The organism is Prevotella sp. E9-3 (genome assembly GCF_022024015.1).
Classification (GTDB): domain Bacteria; phylum Bacteroidota; class Bacteroidia; order Bacteroidales; family Bacteroidaceae; genus Prevotella.
On the sequence record NZ_CP091786.1, the window covers coordinates 3192287 to 3205964 of the forward strand.

Below are 13678 nucleotides of genomic sequence, written 5' to 3' on the forward strand. Positions count from 1 at the left end.
TCTTTTTATTGGGCATGTCATACATGATAGCTAATAGCGAACTAGTAACTAGCAGCTAAACACTTACTCCTTGTCCAGTTTGTACTTTGAAATATCAGTTCCAAACGACAGATTCAGACTCTCGAGCAAATCATCAAGCTCAGTGAGCGATTTCTTACCAAAGTTACGGAACTTCAAGAGGTCAGTCTTATTATACTGTACGAGATCACCGAGGGTCTCAACATCGGCCGCTTTCAGACAGTTCAATGCACGAACAGAAAGGTTCATGTCAACGAGCTTTGTCTTAAGCAACTGACGCATGTGCAATACTTCCTCATCAAACTCCTGATTACCTTCAACATCGGTTGTTTCAAGTGTAATCTTCTCATCAGAGAAGAGCATGAAGTGATAGATGAGAATCTTAGCAGCCTCTTTTAGGGCGTCTTTTGGGTGAATGGAACCGTCCGTTGTAACTTCCAGTATGAGTTTATCATAGTCGGTTTTCTGCTCAACACGATAAGGCTCAACTGAGAACTTAACATTACGGATAGGTGTGTAGATTGAGTCGATTGCAATCACATTAACATCGGTACAGAACTCACGGTTCTCGTCAGAAGGAACGTATCCACGACCTTTATTAATAGTGAGATCAATCTGCATTGAAGCTTTTGAGTCGAGATGACAAATCACCAAATCGGGATTTAACACTTCAAATCCAGTCAGATACTTGCCGATGTCACCGGCCTTGAACTCGGTAGAATTCTCAACGGTGATGCTGACTTTCTCGTTCTCGAATTCTTCTACTACTTGCTTGAACCTTACTTGTTTCAGGTTCAAGATAATGTTGGTTACGTCCTCCTTCACACCAGGAACGGATGAGAACTCATGCTCAACACCAGCAATTCGGATGGTGTTGATGGCATAGCCCTCAAGCGATGAAAGGAGAATGCGGCGCAGGGCATTACCGATGGTTACACCAAAGCCCGGCTCCAACGGACGAAACTCGAACTTGCCGAACTTGTCGTTGGCTTCCAACATTACCACTTTATCGGGTTTTTGAAATGCTAATATCGCCATTAATTTAATGATTTAGTTCTTAGAGTACAACTCAACGATTAACTGCTCCTTAATATTCTCAGGGATGTCTGCGCGCTCAGGCAAGTGCAAGAACTTACCTGCCTTTTTCTGCTCGTCCCACTCAATCCAAGGATACTTGCTGTGATTAAAGCCAGCCAAAGCAGCTTCGATAACTTCGAGAGATTTTGCTTTCTCACGAACACCAACAATCTGACCAGGCTTAACAGCATATGAAGGAATATTCACTACCTTGCCATCAACAACAATATGACGGTGTCCTACGAGCTGACGAGCAGCTGCACGAGTAGGAGCAAGTCCAAGACGGAACACTACGTTATCAAGACGACCCTCCAGGAGCTGCAGCAACACCTCACCGGTGATACCATCAGCTTTTGCAGCCTTTTCAAACATAATGCGGAACTGGCGCTCAAGCACTCCATATGTGTACTTGGCTTTTTGCTTCTCTGCCAGCATGACTGCATACTCCGACTGCTTACGACGACGGTTCTGGCCATGCTGTCCAGGAGGGAAGTTTCTCCTAGACAAAACTTTGTCCGGTCCGTAGATGGCTTCACCAAAACGGCGGGCAATTTTAGATTTCGGTCCAATATACTTTGCCATAATTACTTATATATTTTTTATTGATTCTTTGTTTGATAGTTACTATAGTATATATAGTTACCATAGTATCTAATTATACGCGACGGCGCTTTGGAGGACGGCAACCATTGTGTGGCATTGGTGTAACGTCAACAATTTCAGTTACCTCGATACCAGCTCCATGCACGGCACGAATAGCTGACTCACGACCATTACCAGGCCCCTTAACATAAGCCTTTACCTTACGCAGGCCCAGATCAAAAGCTACTTTAGCACAATCCTCTGCAGCCATCTGAGCAGCATAAGGAGTATTCTTCTTTGAGCCACGGAAACCCATCTTACCAGCTGAAGACCAAGAGATCACCTGACCCTCATCATTAGCAAGAGATACGATAATATTATTAAAAGAACTATGAACATGAAGCTGGCCCATGGCGCTAACCTTCACGTTTCTTTTCTTTGAAGCGACTGTTTTCTTTGCCATAACTGTAAACTTTTAATTGTTAACCTTTACTTTACTTCGTGGCCTTCTTCTTATTAGCAACAGTCTTCTTCTTACCCTTACGTGTACGAGCATTATTTTTTGTGCTCTGTCCACGAACAGGCAGACCATTACGATGACGGACACCACGGTAGCAGCCAATATCCATAAGGCGCTTAATGTTCAACTGAATCTCACTACGAAGATCACCTTCTACTTTGAATTCAGCGCCGATAATCTCACGGATTTTAGCTGCCTGATCGTCGGTCCACTCGCTGACTTTCAGGTCGCGGCTCACGCCGGCCTTATCCAAGATCTTTGCTGAACTACTTCGACCTATACCATAAATATAGGTCAATGCGATTTCGCCACGCTTATTCTGGGGCAAATCTACTCCAACAATTCTTATTGCCATTTGATAATTTAAATGATAAAAATAATAAAATAAAAATCGATTTTCTGCTAAAAAGCACGCAAAGGTAAGGAAATAAATTGATATTTCCCTCCTTTGTTATGCTTATTTAACACTTTAACCCTGACGCATCTTATACTTAGGGTTTTTCTTGTTGATAACGAACAGGCGACCTTTACGACGAACGATCTTACAGTCGGGTGTACGCTTCTTCAATGATGCTCTTGTCTTCATATGGTTTGAAATATTTATTTATATCTGAATACGATTCTACCCTTTGTCAAGTCATAAGGGCTCATCTCAACCTTCACCTTGTCACCGGGCAGTATGCGTATATAGTGCATTCTCATTTTACCGGATATGTGCGCAATAATTTGCACACCATTTTCAAGTTCTACACGGAACATAGCATTCGAGAGACTCTCAATAATAGTTCCGTCCTGCTCGATAGCGGATTGTTTTGCCATACTTTGCTTTTAGTAAAGTTTACCTTCTAATGATTCTACTTCTTCAAATGATGATAAAATTTCAGCCTTACCTTGACGGATTGCCACTGTATGCTCAAAATGAGCAGCAGGTTTACCATCTCGTGTGCATATACTCCAACGATCAGGAAGCATATAAATTTCACGCTTTCCCATTGTGACCATTGGTTCTATTGCAATACACATACCAGCCTTAAATGTTACCCCATTGCCGCGTCGTCCATAATTCGGCACAGGAGGATCTTCATGCATTTCACGACCAATACCATGACCAGTGAGTTCACGAACGATACCATACCCTTTAGCCTCACAATGATCCTGCACAGCAGCGCTGACATCACCTACGTGCTTTCCGGCAATTGCATTATCAATGCCGCGGTATAGAGACTCTTTAGTAGTCCGAAGCAATTCTTTAACTTCTTCAGAAACTTCTCCTACACAGAATGTATAGCAAGAATCTCCATTATAACCATTCAAGAGAGTTCCACAGTCTATAGAGATGATATCTCCCTCTTTAAGCACGGTTTTGTCACTTGGTACCCCATGTACCACAACATCGTTTACCGATGTACAGATACTTGCGGGAAACGGTCCTCCATATGGATTGGGGAAACCTTTAAAAGTAGGTATTGCCCCATTGTCGCGAATAAATTCATCGGCAATTTTATCCAATTGGAGGGTCGTTACACCAGGTTTAATATGCTTTGCTAATTCGCCAAGCGTTCTACCAACAAGTTGGTTAGCTTGACGCATCAGCTCAATTTCATCTTCAGTCTTTAGAAATATCTTCATTTCTTAATAGGCAGCAACTCCACCACGACCGTGAATGCGACCCGACTCAAGCAAGCCATCATAATGGCGCATGAGCAGATGACTTTCAATCTGTTGCAGAGTATCAAGAACGACACCCACCAAGATCAGCAATGAAGTACCACCGAAGAACTGTGAGAAACCGTCCTGTACATCAAGCAAGCTTGCGAAAGCAGGCATAATAGCTATGAAGGCAATGAAGAGAGAACCAGGGAAAGTGATACGCGACATAATCGTATCGATAAAGTCTGCAGTATCTTTACCAGGCTTAACTCCAGGAATAAATCCATTATTGCGCTTCATATCCTCAGCCATCTGCGTAGGATTCAGCGTAATAGCCGTATAGAAATAGGTGAATGCAATAATCAGCAGAGCGAACACCAAGTTGTAGATCCAACTATGATGATCAAGCATAGCGCGCAACAGCCAGCTAGCATTCTCTGGATTTGTCAACTGTATAATCTGCAATGGGATGAACATAATTGCCTGTGCAAAAATGATAGGCATCACATTGGCTGCAAACAGTTTCAAGGGAATGTACTGACGTGCTCCACCAACCTGCTGGTTGCCAACAACACGCTTAGCATACTGTACAGGAATTTTTCGAACGCCCTGTACCAGGATAATAGCCGCACATACAACAGCCAAAAGGATCAGTAACTCGGCAAGGAACATCACCAGACCGCCACCACTAATCGCTGCAAAGCGAGAAGAAACCTCCTGAATGAAGGCCTGCGGCAGACGAGCAATAATACCGATCATAATGATCATTGAAATACCATTACCAATGCCTTTATCTGTAATGCGCTCACCCAACCAGAGGATGAACATACTTCCAGCCGCAAGGATGACCGTAGCGGGGAACATAAATACCGGCCAGCTGATACCTGTTGCCAGGGCAGCGCCAGCCTGCATCTTCAAGTTAATAAGATAGCTCGGTGCCTGAAACAGCAGGATAGCTACTGTCAGGTACCGAGTATACATACTAATCTTTTTGCGACCGCTCTCACCTTCACGCTGCATCTTCTGGAAATAAGGTACAGCAACGGCAAGAAGTTGCATAACGATAGAAGCCGAGATGTAAGGCATGATTCCAAGTGCGAAGATAGACGCATTGGAAAATGCTCCACCAGAGAACATATCCAGCAGCGACATAAGGCCGCCTGCAGTCTGCTTCTGCAGTGTATCAAGCAAACCAGGGTTGATACCAGGAAGTACGACAAATGATCCAAAACGATAGATAGCCACGAAAAGGATCGTGATACCAATACGAGTTCTCAGATCTTCGATCTTCCAAATGTTCTTCAGTGTCTCTATAAACTTCTTCATGTTATGGTTAGATTATTGTTGCGTTTCCACCTACTGCTTTAATAGCCTCTTCAGCCTTCTTTGAGAAAGCGTTGGCCTGAACTTCGAGCTTAGCCTTCAGTTCGCCATTGCCGAGGATCTTAACCAAGTCTTTACCATTGGTCAGACCAGCGGCAACCAACTCTTCTACCCCGATCTTGGTGAGGTTCTTAGCCTCAGCAAGTTTCTGAAGGGTTGAGAGGTTAACTGCGAAGTACTCCTTGTGGTTGATGTTCTTAAAGCCGAACTTAGGCAGACGGCGCTGCAGAGGCATCTGACCACCTTCAAAACCAATCTTTCTCTTATAGCCAGAGCGAGCCTTTGCACCCTTATGACCACGAGTAGAAGTACCGCCGAGACCTGAACCAGGACCGCGACCAATTCTACGACGTGAGTGTGTAGAACCCTCTGCAGGCTTCAAATTATTCAGTTTCATAATCGAATTCTGTTTTAAAAGTTGATGATTTTTTAGTCAATAACGGTTACCAGATGATGAACCTTACGGATCATACCGCGGATAGCGGGGGTATCTTCCTTCTCAACAACCTGAGAGATCTTGTGAAGTCCAAGTGCTTCGAGGGTACGCTTCTGGTCAACGGGATAACCGATTTTACTCTTAATCTGCTGAATCTTAATAGTTGCCATAGTTTATACCTCCTATTTAACCGTTAAATACTTTATTCATACTGATGCCACGGGTTCCAGCTACGGTGTAAGCATCACGCATCAGACTCAGTGCCTCGATGGTAGCCTTTACCAAGTTATGGGGGTTAGAAGAACCCTTAGACTTAGCCAGCACATCCTTAATACCAGCACTCTCCAGAACGGCACGCATAGCACCACCGGCCACAAGACCGGTACCGGCAGCAGCCGGCTTCAGGAATACCTGAGCTCCGCCGAAGCGAGCCTCCATCTCATGAGGAATAGTACCTTTGAGTACAGGAACCTTCACAAGATTCTTCTTAGCTGCCTCAACACCCTTTGCGATGGCTGCGGTAACTTCACCGGCCTTACCCAGTCCCCAGCCAATTACGCCGTTGCCGTCACCAACAACTACGATAGCTGCGAATGTAAAGGTGCGACCACCCTTCGTTACCTTAGTAACACGGTTGATGGCAACCAGTCTGTCTTTCAACTCTACGTCGCTATTTACTTTAACTTTGTTCATTGCCATAATCGTTTAGAAATTAAGTCCACCTTTACGTGCTGCATCAGCAAGAGACTTCACACGGCCGTGATAGAGATAACCGTTACGGTCAAAGACAACGGCAGAAACGCCAGCTTCCTTTGCCTTAGCAGCAATCAGTTCACCAACTTTCTCAGCCTGCTGAATCTTAGGCATAGCCTCGAGGCCAAGAGAAGATGCAGATGCAAGAGTTTTACCTTCCAAATCATTAATCACCTGAACGTAGATCTGCTTGTTAGAGCGGAACACGCTCATACGGGGACGCTCGGCTGTGCCGAAAACGCTTTTGCGAATTCTGTATTTAATCTTGATTCGTCTTTCTACTTTCTTTGTTGTCATGATAATTAATCTTTAATCGTTAATTATTTAGCTGAAGCTGACTTACCCGACTTACGACGGATAACTTCACCCTTGAACAAGATACCCTTTCCTTTATAAGGCTCAGGCATACGGAAAGAACGAATCTTTGCGCAGATAAGACCAAGCAGTTGCTTGTCGGCACTCTCCAGAATAATCTGTGGGTTCTGGTTACGCTCAGACTTTGTCTCAACCTTTACTTCCTTAGGAAGCTGGATGAAGATGGGGTGCGTATAACCCAGTGAGAATTCGATAAGGTTACCCTGATTAGAAACACGGTAGCCTACACCAACAAGTTCCATTTCCTTTTTATATCCCTCGCTCACACCAATAACCATATTGTTTACGAGTGCGCGATAGAGGCCATGGAAAGCCTGTTTCTGCTTAAGATTAACAGGGCTATTCTCATCGATTGAGAAGGTTACCTGACCATTCTCAATTTTTACGAGAATTGACTTGTCGACTTTCTGACAGAGTTCGCCCTTGGGACCCTTAACGGTAACTACTCCGTCCTTATCCTGTGTTACTGTAACGCCAGCAGGAATACTAATTGGCAATTTTCCTATTCTTGACATATTCTATCCTCCAATTAATAAACGTAGCAAAGAACCTCACCACCGATTTTCAAAGCGGCAGCCTCTTTGTCTGTCATTACACCTTTAGACGTAGATAAGATAGCGATACCCAGTCCGTTAATAACTCTCGGCATGTCTTTATAACCAGTGTACTTACGGAGACCTGGTGTTGACACTCTCTTGAGAGACTTGATTGCGTTCTCTCTAGTTGCGGGATCATACTTCAAGGCAACCTTGATAGTTCCCTGAGGGCCATCCTCGATGAACTTGTAGTTCAGGATGTAACCTTTCTCGAAGAGGATCTTTGTGATTTCCTTCTTCAAGTTAGAAGCTGGTACTTCTACAACACGGTGATGAGCCATGATTGCGTTTCTCAACCTCGTCAGAAAATCTGCTATTGGATCTGTCATAAAAATAAAATTTAATTAATCGGGACTCCCCCGACAATATTAAAAAAATGATTAGCTCTTTCTTACCAGCTGGCCTTCTTTACGCCAGGGATGAGACCGGCAGAAGCCATCTCACGGAACTGAATACGAGAGAGACCGAACTGACGGATATAACCCTTTGGACGTCCAGTGATCTTGCAACGGTTGTGCAGACGGATGGGGTTAGCGTTCTTGGGAATAGCCTGCAGTTTACGAGCAGCCTCGTAAGCTTCCATAGCTCCCTCTTCAGTATTCACATCAGCAGTAGCAATAACCTTTTTCAAGGCTGCACGCTTTTCAGCATAACGAGCTACCAGCTTGGCGCGCTTTACCTCGCGGGCCTTCATTGATTCTTTTGCCATATTCTCTTAGTCTTTTTTAGCGTTCTTGAACGGGAGACCGAAGGCCTTCAGCAGAGCATAACCCTCTTCATCGGTCTTAGCCGTTGTTACGAAGGTAATGTTCATACCCTGAATGCGGTCTACAGAATCGATATTGATTTCAGGGAAGATGATCTGTTCCTGCACACCGAGGGTGTAGTTACCGCGACCATCAAACTTGCTCTCAATACCCTTGAAGTCACGGATACGAGGCAAAGCGATGCGAACGAGTTTCTCAAGGAACTCATACATACGCTCACGGCGCAGAGTAACCATCACGCCGATAGGCATCTTTTTGCGCAGCTTGAAGTTTGCAATATCCTTCTTTGAATAAGTTGCAACAGCTTTCTGACCACAGATGGCAGTGATTTCGTTGATTGCAACCTCAATGATCTTCTTATCCTGAGTGGCATCGCCCAGACCCTGATTAACCACGATCTTCTTCAGGACGGGAATCTGCATTGCAGAAGTATAGTTGAACTGCTTCATCAATGCTGGAGCGATCTGCTCAGCATAGGTTTTCTTAAGTTGTGCTGTATTCATTACTTAATCTCCTCCCCAGACTTTTTGGCGATACGAATTACGTTTTTGCCTTCGTGTTTGATAGCAACGCGAGTAGCTTTACCGCTCTTCGGATCAATCAGACTCAAATTAGAAATATGGATGGGAGCTTCTACTTTTTCGAAGCCACCCTGAGGATTCTTGGCGCTGGGCTTAGAGCTCTTATTGACGAAGTTAACTCCTTCAACGATAGCTTTCTGCTTTTCTACCAAGACCTTCAGCACCTTACCAGTCTTGCCCTTGTCCTCACCGGCCAGAACAATAACGGTATCGTTTTTCTTGATATGTAACTTGCTCATTACTTCTATTACTTTAAAATGTTAAAGAACCTCAGGTGCCAAAGATACGACCTTCATGTTTACGGCACGAAGCTCACGAGCTACGGGACCGAAGATACGGCTTCCGCGAAGCTCACCAGCGTTGTTCAGCAGAACACAGGCATTATCGTCAAAACGGATGTACGAACCATCGGGGCGACGAATTTCCTTCTTTGTGCGAACAATCAGAGCCTTCGACACTGCACCCTTTTTAACGTCACTCGTAGGGATTGCGTTCTTGATGGCAACGACGATAACGTCACCAACGCTGGCATAACGGCGGCGAGTTCCACCCAGTACACGAATGCAGAGAGCTTCACGTGCACCACTGTTATCAGCTACTGTAAGTCTTGATTCTGTCTGTATCATATTTACTTAGCTTTTTCTACGATTTGTACTAATCTCCAGCGCTTTGTCTTAGACAGAGGGCGGGTTTCCATAACGAGTACGGTATCACCTACCTGGCACTCGTTCTTTTCATCATGAACATGGTACTTCTTCGTCTTCTGTACGAACTTACCATAAATAGGGTGCTTCTCTTTGAATTTAGCTGCAATAACAATGGTTTTATCCATTTTGTTGCTGATCACGACACCCTGTCTTGTCTTTCTTAAATTTCTTGTTTCCATCTGGACCATTGTTATTTGTTAAGTTCTCTCTGACGGAGTTCCGTCTTCATACGTGCGATGTCACGACGTGCAGCCTTAATCAGCGATGGATTCTCCAGCGGAGTGATGTTGTGGTTCAACTTCATTTGGTTGTACTTGGCAACCTCCGTTTCGATGCGCTCTGCCAATTCTTTGGTCTCGAGCTCTTTCAATTCCTTGATCTTCATACTCTAATTAAGCGTTTTTATCGTAGTCACGTCTTACAACAAACTTGGTCTTTACGGGCAGCTTCTGGGCACCGAGGCGGAGAGCCTCTTTAGCCACTTCGAAGGGAACGCCCTCAACTTCAAAGAGGATACGACCAGGTGTTACAGGTGCAACCCATCCTGCGGGATCACCCTTACCTTTACCCATACGTACGTCAGCGGGCTTACGAGTGATGGGTTTGTCGGGGAAGATTCGGATCCAAACCTGACCTTCACGGTTCATATAACGGTTGATAGCAACACGAGCTGCTTCAATCTGACGGCTGTCGATCCACTTTGCATCAAGAGTTTTGATGCCGAACGAACCGAATGCCAGTGTAGTACCTCTGTGGGCGTTGCCTTTATTGCCGCGTCCGTCTTGAGGTCTTCTATATCTAACTCTCTTAGGTTGTAACATGATAGCTTCTTACTTTAAACAGTTTTACTTCTTCTTATTACGGAACTTGCGGCCATCTCTGTTACCACCGTTGGTGCGGCCACCCTGCTTCTCCTGAGTGAAATTAGGAGCGAGGTCAACCTTTCCGTAGATTTCTCCACGGCAAATCCAAACCTTGATACCGAGCAGACCAACCTTTGTGAGAGCCTCAGCCTGGCAGAAGTCGATGTCAGCGCGGAAGGTGTGCAATGGCGTACGTCCTTCCTTAATCATCTCACTGCGGGCAATCTCGGCGCCATTCAGTCGTCCCGAAATCTGAACCTTAATACCTTCAGCACCAGCACGCATTGTGTTGGCAACAGCCTGCTTAATAGCGCGGCGATAAGCAATCTTGCCCTCAATCTGGCGAGCGATATTCGTGGCAACGATTGTAGCGTCAAGCTCTGGACGCTTTACTTCAAAGATATTAATCTGAATATCCTTATCGAAGAGTTTCTTCAACTCGTCTTTCAGATTATCTACATCCTGTCCACCTTTACCAATGACGATACCCGGACGAGCCGTGCAAATAGTAATGGTAACCAGTTTCAGTGTACGTTCGATGACAATCTTCGAAACGCTAGCCTTAGCCAGGCGCTCGTTGAGGTACTTACGGATTTTCTGATCCTCTACCAGGTTATCTCCGAAGTCTTTGCCTCCGAACCAATTTGAATCCCAACCTCTAACGATACCCAGACGGTTGCTAATTGGATTTACTTTCTGTCCCATTCTATTATTCTTTTACGTCGTTAGTTTTAGCGTCAACAAACAGGGTAACGTGGTTAGAACGCTTGCGGATACGATATCCGCGTCCCTGAGGTGCAGGTCTCATTCGCTTCAGTGTAACGCCCTCGTCAACGAAGACGCGAGTAACGAACAGTTCGCCGGCCTCAGCCTTGCGATCGTTCTTCTGTTCCCAGTTGGCAATAGCCGAACGGAGAAGCTTCTCCACATCGGCAGCAGCAGCCTTCTTCGAGAAACGGAGTACGCCAAGAGCGCGGTTAACCTCCATGCCGCGAATCATATCAACGACATAACGCATCTTGCGCGGAGAAGAAGGACAGCCTTTCAGCTTTGCAAAATACTGTGTCTTAAGAGCTGCTTTTCTTTCTTCAGCCTTAATATGTTTTCTTGCTCCCATTTTTAATATTCAATTTTTAATTTTCAATTTTCCCTGGGATTACTTCTTATTACCGGCGTGACCACCGAAGCGACGTGTGGGTGCGAACTCACCGAGCTTGTGACCAACCATGTTTTCAGTAATGTAAACAGGGATAAATTTGTTACCGTTATGAACTGCAACAGTGTGTCCCACGAAATCGGGGGAAATCATTGATGCTCTGGCCCAAGTCTTAACGACAGTCTTCTTGCCGCTCTCATTCATGGCGAGAACTTTCTTCTCGAGAGCAACGTTGATATAAGGACCTTTCTTTAATGAACGACTCATAATTTAACTCTTGTCTTTTTGATTACTTCTTGTTAGCTCTTTCAATGATGTACTTGTTTGAAAGCTTCTTAGGTGCGCGTGTCTTCAGACCCTTAGCGTACAGACCCTTACGTGAACGTGGGTGTCCACCAGACTGACGGCCTTCACCACCACCCATTGGGTGATCATGTGGGTTCATCACAACACCACGGTTGTGTGGACGAAGACCCAACCAGCGTGAACGTCCAGCCTTACCAGACTGTTCCAGAGCGTGGTCTGAGTTGCCTACTGCACCAACAGTAGCCTTACAAGCAGAGAGCACTTTGCGAGTCTCACCTGAGGGGAGTTTAATCACGCAGTAGTCTCCCTCACGAGAAGTCAACTGAGCAAAATTACCAGCCGAACGAACGAGCAATGCACCCTGACCTGGACGGAGCTCGATGTTGTGAATCACCGTACCTACAGGGATGTTGGCGAGGGGCAGGGCATTACCAATCTCAGGTGCAGCCTCAGCTCCAGACATCAGCTGTGCGCCAACTTGCAGTCCATTAGGAGCAATAATGTAACGTTTTTCACCATCTGCATAATAGAGAAGTGCGATACGAGCAGAGCGGTTAGGATCATACTCGATTGTCTTCACCACAGCAGGAACACCATCTTTCTCTCGTTTGAAGTCGATCAGACGATACTTCTTCTTGTGGCCGCCACCCATGTAGCGAACGGTCATCTTACCGGTGTTGTTTCGACCGCCGGTAGAACGCTTACCGTAAACGAGAGACTTCTCTGGCACGGATGCAGTAATATCCTCGAACGTGCCAATAACCTTGTGTCTTTGACCCGGAGTAACGGGTTTTAATTTACGTACTGCCATTTCTTATTTAATCGATATTGCTATAAAAATCAATTTCGTCGCCTTCCTTCAGCGTTACGATAGCTTTCTTGAAAGCGTTCTTCTGACCTTTCACGAGACCAGCCTTGGTATAGCGCTGACTGCGCTTTCCGGCATAACGCATCGTGTTTACGCTCAGAACTGTAACGTTGTAGAGTCCCTCGACTTCCTTCTGAATCTCAATCTTGTTAGCCTCAGGCTTAACAATGAATGCATACTGGGGACGAGCAGGCTTCTCATAGGTGTAGATAGACTTTTCCTTAGTCTCGTCAGCCTTACCGCTGCGCTTAACTACATAGGAAATCTTCTCCTCTACAGCATTCTTATTCTCAATAGTCTTCTTGCCACGAGCGCGAAGCTTTTTAGGGGCAGAAGTCTTTTCCGTGATCTTGGTTGCTTTCTCAGTAACCAGGGGCTTTATGATAAATGCCATATCTTATGTCTCCTTTTACTTGTTTAAGATTCCGTCGATAGCCTCCAACGACTTTTCAGTGATAACAAGCACATCAGCGTTCAAAACCTTGTAGGTATTGAGCGTTGCAGCTTCCATCACCTCAGCGCGCTGCAGGTTGCGAGCCGACAAATATACATTTTTATTAGCTTCTGGCAAAACGAAGAGAAGCTTCTTACCATCGACTTTCAGATTTTTAGCAATATTTACAATTTCTTTTGTCTTAGGAGCTTCGAAGTTGAAGTCTTCCAATACCAATATTGCGTTATCCTGAGCCTTGTAGGCCAGAGCCGACTTGCGAGCCAGCTGCTTCACTTTCTTGTTCAGCTTGAAGCTATAGTCACGAGGTGTAGGACCGAATACGCGACCACCACCACGCAGCAGAGATGAGTTGATATCACCGTGACGTGCACCGCCACCGCCTTTTTGGCGACCCAGCTTACGAGTAGAACCAGCATGTTCGCTACGTTCCTTAGACTTAGCATTACCCTGACGCTGATTAGCGAGATACTGCTTAACGTCGAGATAAATGACGTGGTCATTAGGCTCAACACCAAAGATAGCCTCATTCAGGGTTACCTTTCTTCCGGTCTCCTGACCGTTGATATTCAATACACTAACTTCCATT

The 13678-nt window shown here is 45.3% G+C and carries 27 protein-coding genes; all 27 read right to left on the reverse strand.

Translation table 11 applies throughout. The features are described from left to right. Positions 1-63: 63 nt before the first annotated feature. Positions 64-1056: a DNA-directed RNA polymerase subunit alpha gene (locus L6475_RS12360; RefSeq protein ID WP_237820471.1), complete on the reverse strand. Its 993-nt coding sequence runs from the start codon at positions 1054-1056 to the stop codon at positions 64-66. Between the two features lie 12 nt (positions 1057-1068). After that, positions 1069-1677: a 30S ribosomal protein S4 gene (gene rpsD / locus L6475_RS12365; RefSeq protein WP_237820473.1), complete on the reverse strand. Its 609-nt coding sequence runs from the start codon at positions 1675-1677 to the stop codon at positions 1069-1071. A gap of 73 nt (positions 1678-1750) precedes the next feature. Next, positions 1751-2140 carry a 30S ribosomal protein S11 gene (rpsK, locus tag L6475_RS12370; protein WP_237820475.1) on the reverse strand — a complete coding sequence of 130 codons (390 nt, stop codon included), beginning with the start codon at positions 2138-2140 and terminating at the stop codon, positions 1751-1753. A 31-nt stretch (positions 2141-2171) separates the two neighbouring features. Further along, on the reverse strand, positions 2172-2552 hold the full coding sequence (rpsM, locus tag L6475_RS12375; protein ID WP_073207290.1) for a 30S ribosomal protein S13: 381 nt from the start codon (positions 2550-2552) through the stop codon (positions 2172-2174). Positions 2553-2666: 114 nt separating this feature from the next. Next, positions 2667-2783, reverse strand: coding sequence for a 50S ribosomal protein L36 (gene rpmJ / locus L6475_RS12380; protein ID WP_009160995.1), 117 nt, complete (start codon positions 2781-2783; stop codon positions 2667-2669). Between the two features lie 14 nt (positions 2784-2797). Beyond that, positions 2798-3016: a translation initiation factor IF-1 gene (infA, locus tag L6475_RS12385; protein ID WP_091818946.1), complete on the reverse strand. Its 219-nt coding sequence runs from the start codon at positions 3014-3016 to the stop codon at positions 2798-2800. 9 nt (positions 3017-3025) lie between these two features. Continuing rightward, complete coding sequence (gene map / locus L6475_RS12390; protein ID WP_237820477.1) at positions 3026-3826, reverse strand: type I methionyl aminopeptidase; 801 nt, start codon at positions 3824-3826, stop codon at positions 3026-3028. Between the two features lie 3 nt (positions 3827-3829). Then, the gene (gene secY / locus L6475_RS12395; protein WP_237820479.1) at positions 3830-5173 is read right to left on the reverse strand and encodes a preprotein translocase subunit SecY; all 1344 of its coding nucleotides are present in this window, start codon (positions 5171-5173) and stop codon (positions 3830-3832) included. 7 nt (positions 5174-5180) lie between these two features. Then, positions 5181-5627, reverse strand: a complete 447-nt coding sequence (rplO, locus tag L6475_RS12400; RefSeq protein ID WP_237820481.1) for a 50S ribosomal protein L15 — start codon at positions 5625-5627, stop codon at positions 5181-5183. Positions 5628-5659: 32 nt separating this feature from the next. Beyond that, positions 5660-5836, reverse strand: coding sequence for a 50S ribosomal protein L30 (gene rpmD, locus L6475_RS12405; RefSeq protein WP_237820483.1), 177 nt, complete (start codon positions 5834-5836; stop codon positions 5660-5662). A gap of 16 nt (positions 5837-5852) precedes the next feature. After that, entirely contained in the window at positions 5853-6365 is a 513-nt protein-coding gene (gene rpsE, locus L6475_RS12410) for a 30S ribosomal protein S5 (RefSeq protein WP_237820485.1), read from the reverse strand. A gap of 6 nt (positions 6366-6371) precedes the next feature. Next, positions 6372-6716 (reverse strand): 50S ribosomal protein L18, encoded by a 345-nt coding sequence (rplR, locus tag L6475_RS12415; protein ID WP_237820487.1) that lies wholly within the window; start codon positions 6714-6716, stop codon positions 6372-6374. A gap of 23 nt (positions 6717-6739) precedes the next feature. Then, positions 6740-7309 (reverse strand): 50S ribosomal protein L6, encoded by a 570-nt coding sequence (gene rplF, locus L6475_RS12420; RefSeq protein WP_237820489.1) that lies wholly within the window; start codon positions 7307-7309, stop codon positions 6740-6742. A gap of 14 nt (positions 7310-7323) precedes the next feature. After that, on the reverse strand, positions 7324-7719 hold the full coding sequence (gene rpsH, locus L6475_RS12425; RefSeq protein WP_237820490.1) for a 30S ribosomal protein S8: 396 nt from the start codon (positions 7717-7719) through the stop codon (positions 7324-7326). 62 nt (positions 7720-7781) lie between these two features. Next, complete coding sequence (gene rpsN / locus L6475_RS12430) at positions 7782-8099, reverse strand: 30S ribosomal protein S14 (protein WP_237820492.1); 318 nt, start codon at positions 8097-8099, stop codon at positions 7782-7784. A 6-nt stretch (positions 8100-8105) separates the two neighbouring features. Further along, on the reverse strand, positions 8106-8660 hold the full coding sequence (gene rplE, locus L6475_RS12435; protein ID WP_237820494.1) for a 50S ribosomal protein L5: 555 nt from the start codon (positions 8658-8660) through the stop codon (positions 8106-8108). After that, a complete protein-coding gene (gene rplX, locus L6475_RS12440) occupies positions 8660-8977 on the reverse strand; it encodes a 50S ribosomal protein L24 (RefSeq protein ID WP_237820496.1) in 318 nt (105 codons plus the stop codon). The genes rplE and rplX overlap by 1 nt, the downstream gene beginning before the upstream one ends. A gap of 21 nt (positions 8978-8998) precedes the next feature. Further along, a complete protein-coding gene (gene rplN, locus L6475_RS12445; protein WP_027448981.1) occupies positions 8999-9364 on the reverse strand; it encodes a 50S ribosomal protein L14 in 366 nt (121 codons plus the stop codon). Between the two features lie 2 nt (positions 9365-9366). Further along, a complete protein-coding gene (gene rpsQ / locus L6475_RS12450) occupies positions 9367-9633 on the reverse strand; it encodes a 30S ribosomal protein S17 (protein ID WP_237820498.1) in 267 nt (88 codons plus the stop codon). Between the two features lie 2 nt (positions 9634-9635). Further along, positions 9636-9830, reverse strand: a complete 195-nt coding sequence (gene rpmC, locus L6475_RS12455) for a 50S ribosomal protein L29 (RefSeq protein ID WP_237820500.1) — start codon at positions 9828-9830, stop codon at positions 9636-9638. A gap of 7 nt (positions 9831-9837) precedes the next feature. Beyond that, positions 9838-10266 (reverse strand): 50S ribosomal protein L16, encoded by a 429-nt coding sequence (gene rplP, locus L6475_RS12460; protein WP_237820502.1) that lies wholly within the window; start codon positions 10264-10266, stop codon positions 9838-9840. A gap of 24 nt (positions 10267-10290) precedes the next feature. After that, positions 10291-11013 (reverse strand): 30S ribosomal protein S3, encoded by a 723-nt coding sequence (gene rpsC / locus L6475_RS12465; RefSeq protein WP_237820504.1) that lies wholly within the window; start codon positions 11011-11013, stop codon positions 10291-10293. 4 nt (positions 11014-11017) lie between these two features. Further along, positions 11018-11425 (reverse strand): 50S ribosomal protein L22, encoded by a 408-nt coding sequence (gene rplV, locus L6475_RS12470; RefSeq protein WP_237820506.1) that lies wholly within the window; start codon positions 11423-11425, stop codon positions 11018-11020. A gap of 39 nt (positions 11426-11464) precedes the next feature. Beyond that, a complete protein-coding gene (gene rpsS, locus L6475_RS12475) occupies positions 11465-11731 on the reverse strand; it encodes a 30S ribosomal protein S19 (RefSeq protein WP_237820508.1) in 267 nt (88 codons plus the stop codon). 22 nt (positions 11732-11753) lie between these two features. Next, complete coding sequence (gene rplB / locus L6475_RS12480; RefSeq protein WP_237820510.1) at positions 11754-12581, reverse strand: 50S ribosomal protein L2; 828 nt, start codon at positions 12579-12581, stop codon at positions 11754-11756. A 7-nt stretch (positions 12582-12588) separates the two neighbouring features. Next, the gene (gene rplW, locus L6475_RS12485; protein ID WP_237820512.1) at positions 12589-13032 is read right to left on the reverse strand and encodes a 50S ribosomal protein L23; all 444 of its coding nucleotides are present in this window, start codon (positions 13030-13032) and stop codon (positions 12589-12591) included. A 15-nt stretch (positions 13033-13047) separates the two neighbouring features. Continuing rightward, a complete protein-coding gene (rplD, locus tag L6475_RS12490) occupies positions 13048-13677 on the reverse strand; it encodes a 50S ribosomal protein L4 (protein ID WP_237820514.1) in 630 nt (209 codons plus the stop codon). Between the last annotated feature and the right edge of the window lies 1 nt (position 13678).

Excerpts from the sequence above, each read along its gene's own strand:
- L6475_RS12360 (WP_237820471.1), bottom strand. The coding sequence starts at position 1,056 with ATGGCGATATTAGCATTTCAAAAACCCGATAAAGTGGTAATGTTGGAA.
- rpsD (WP_237820473.1), bottom strand. The coding sequence starts at position 1,677 with ATGGCAAAGTATATTGGACCGAAATCTAAAATTGCCCGCCGTTTTGGT.
- rpsK (WP_237820475.1), bottom strand. The coding sequence starts at position 2,140 with ATGGCAAAGAAAACAGTCGCTTCAAAGAAAAGAAACGTGAAGGTTAGC.
- rpsM (WP_073207290.1), bottom strand. The coding sequence starts at position 2,552 with ATGGCAATAAGAATTGTTGGAGTAGATTTGCCCCAGAATAAGCGTGGC.
- rpmJ (WP_009160995.1), bottom strand. The coding sequence starts at position 2,783 with ATGAAGACAAGAGCATCATTGAAGAAGCGTACACCCGACTGTAAGATC.
- infA (WP_091818946.1), bottom strand. The coding sequence starts at position 3,016 with ATGGCAAAACAATCCGCTATCGAGCAGGACGGAACTATTATTGAGAGT.
- map (WP_237820477.1), bottom strand. The coding sequence starts at position 3,826 with ATGAAGATATTTCTAAAGACTGAAGATGAAATTGAGCTGATGCGTCAA.
- secY (WP_237820479.1), bottom strand. The coding sequence starts at position 5,173 with ATGAAGAAGTTTATAGAGACACTGAAGAACATTTGGAAGATCGAAGAT.
- rplO (WP_237820481.1), bottom strand. The coding sequence starts at position 5,627 with ATGAAACTGAATAATTTGAAGCCTGCAGAGGGTTCTACACACTCACGT.
- rpmD (WP_237820483.1), bottom strand. The coding sequence starts at position 5,836 with ATGGCAACTATTAAGATTCAGCAGATTAAGAGTAAAATCGGTTATCCC.
- rpsE (WP_237820485.1), bottom strand. The coding sequence starts at position 6,365 with ATGGCAATGAACAAAGTTAAAGTAAATAGCGACGTAGAGTTGAAAGAC.
- rplR (WP_237820487.1), bottom strand. The coding sequence starts at position 6,716 with ATGACAACAAAGAAAGTAGAAAGACGAATCAAGATTAAATACAGAATT.
- rplF (WP_237820489.1), bottom strand. The coding sequence starts at position 7,309 with ATGTCAAGAATAGGAAAATTGCCAATTAGTATTCCTGCTGGCGTTACA.
- rpsH (WP_237820490.1), bottom strand. The coding sequence starts at position 7,719 with ATGACAGATCCAATAGCAGATTTTCTGACGAGGTTGAGAAACGCAATC.
- rpsN (WP_237820492.1), bottom strand. The coding sequence starts at position 8,099 with ATGGCAAAAGAATCAATGAAGGCCCGCGAGGTAAAGCGCGCCAAGCTG.
- rplE (WP_237820494.1), bottom strand. The coding sequence starts at position 8,660 with ATGAATACAGCACAACTTAAGAAAACCTATGCTGAGCAGATCGCTCCA.
- rplX (WP_237820496.1), bottom strand. The coding sequence starts at position 8,977 with ATGAGCAAGTTACATATCAAGAAAAACGATACCGTTATTGTTCTGGCC.
- rplN (WP_027448981.1), bottom strand. The coding sequence starts at position 9,364 with ATGATACAGACAGAATCAAGACTTACAGTAGCTGATAACAGTGGTGCA.
- rpsQ (WP_237820498.1), bottom strand. The coding sequence starts at position 9,633 with ATGGTCCAGATGGAAACAAGAAATTTAAGAAAGACAAGACAGGGTGTC.
- rpmC (WP_237820500.1), bottom strand. The coding sequence starts at position 9,830 with ATGAAGATCAAGGAATTGAAAGAGCTCGAGACCAAAGAATTGGCAGAG.
- rplP (WP_237820502.1), bottom strand. The coding sequence starts at position 10,266 with ATGTTACAACCTAAGAGAGTTAGATATAGAAGACCTCAAGACGGACGC.
- rpsC (WP_237820504.1), bottom strand. The coding sequence starts at position 11,013 with ATGGGACAGAAAGTAAATCCAATTAGCAACCGTCTGGGTATCGTTAGA.
- rplV (WP_237820506.1), bottom strand. The coding sequence starts at position 11,425 with ATGGGAGCAAGAAAACATATTAAGGCTGAAGAAAGAAAAGCAGCTCTT.
- rpsS (WP_237820508.1), bottom strand. The coding sequence starts at position 11,731 with ATGAGTCGTTCATTAAAGAAAGGTCCTTATATCAACGTTGCTCTCGAG.
- rplB (WP_237820510.1), bottom strand. The coding sequence starts at position 12,581 with ATGGCAGTACGTAAATTAAAACCCGTTACTCCGGGTCAAAGACACAAG.
- rplW (WP_237820512.1), bottom strand. The coding sequence starts at position 13,032 with ATGGCATTTATCATAAAGCCCCTGGTTACTGAGAAAGCAACCAAGATC.
- rplD (WP_237820514.1), bottom strand. The coding sequence starts at position 13,677 with ATGGAAGTTAGTGTATTGAATATCAACGGTCAGGAGACCGGAAGAAAG.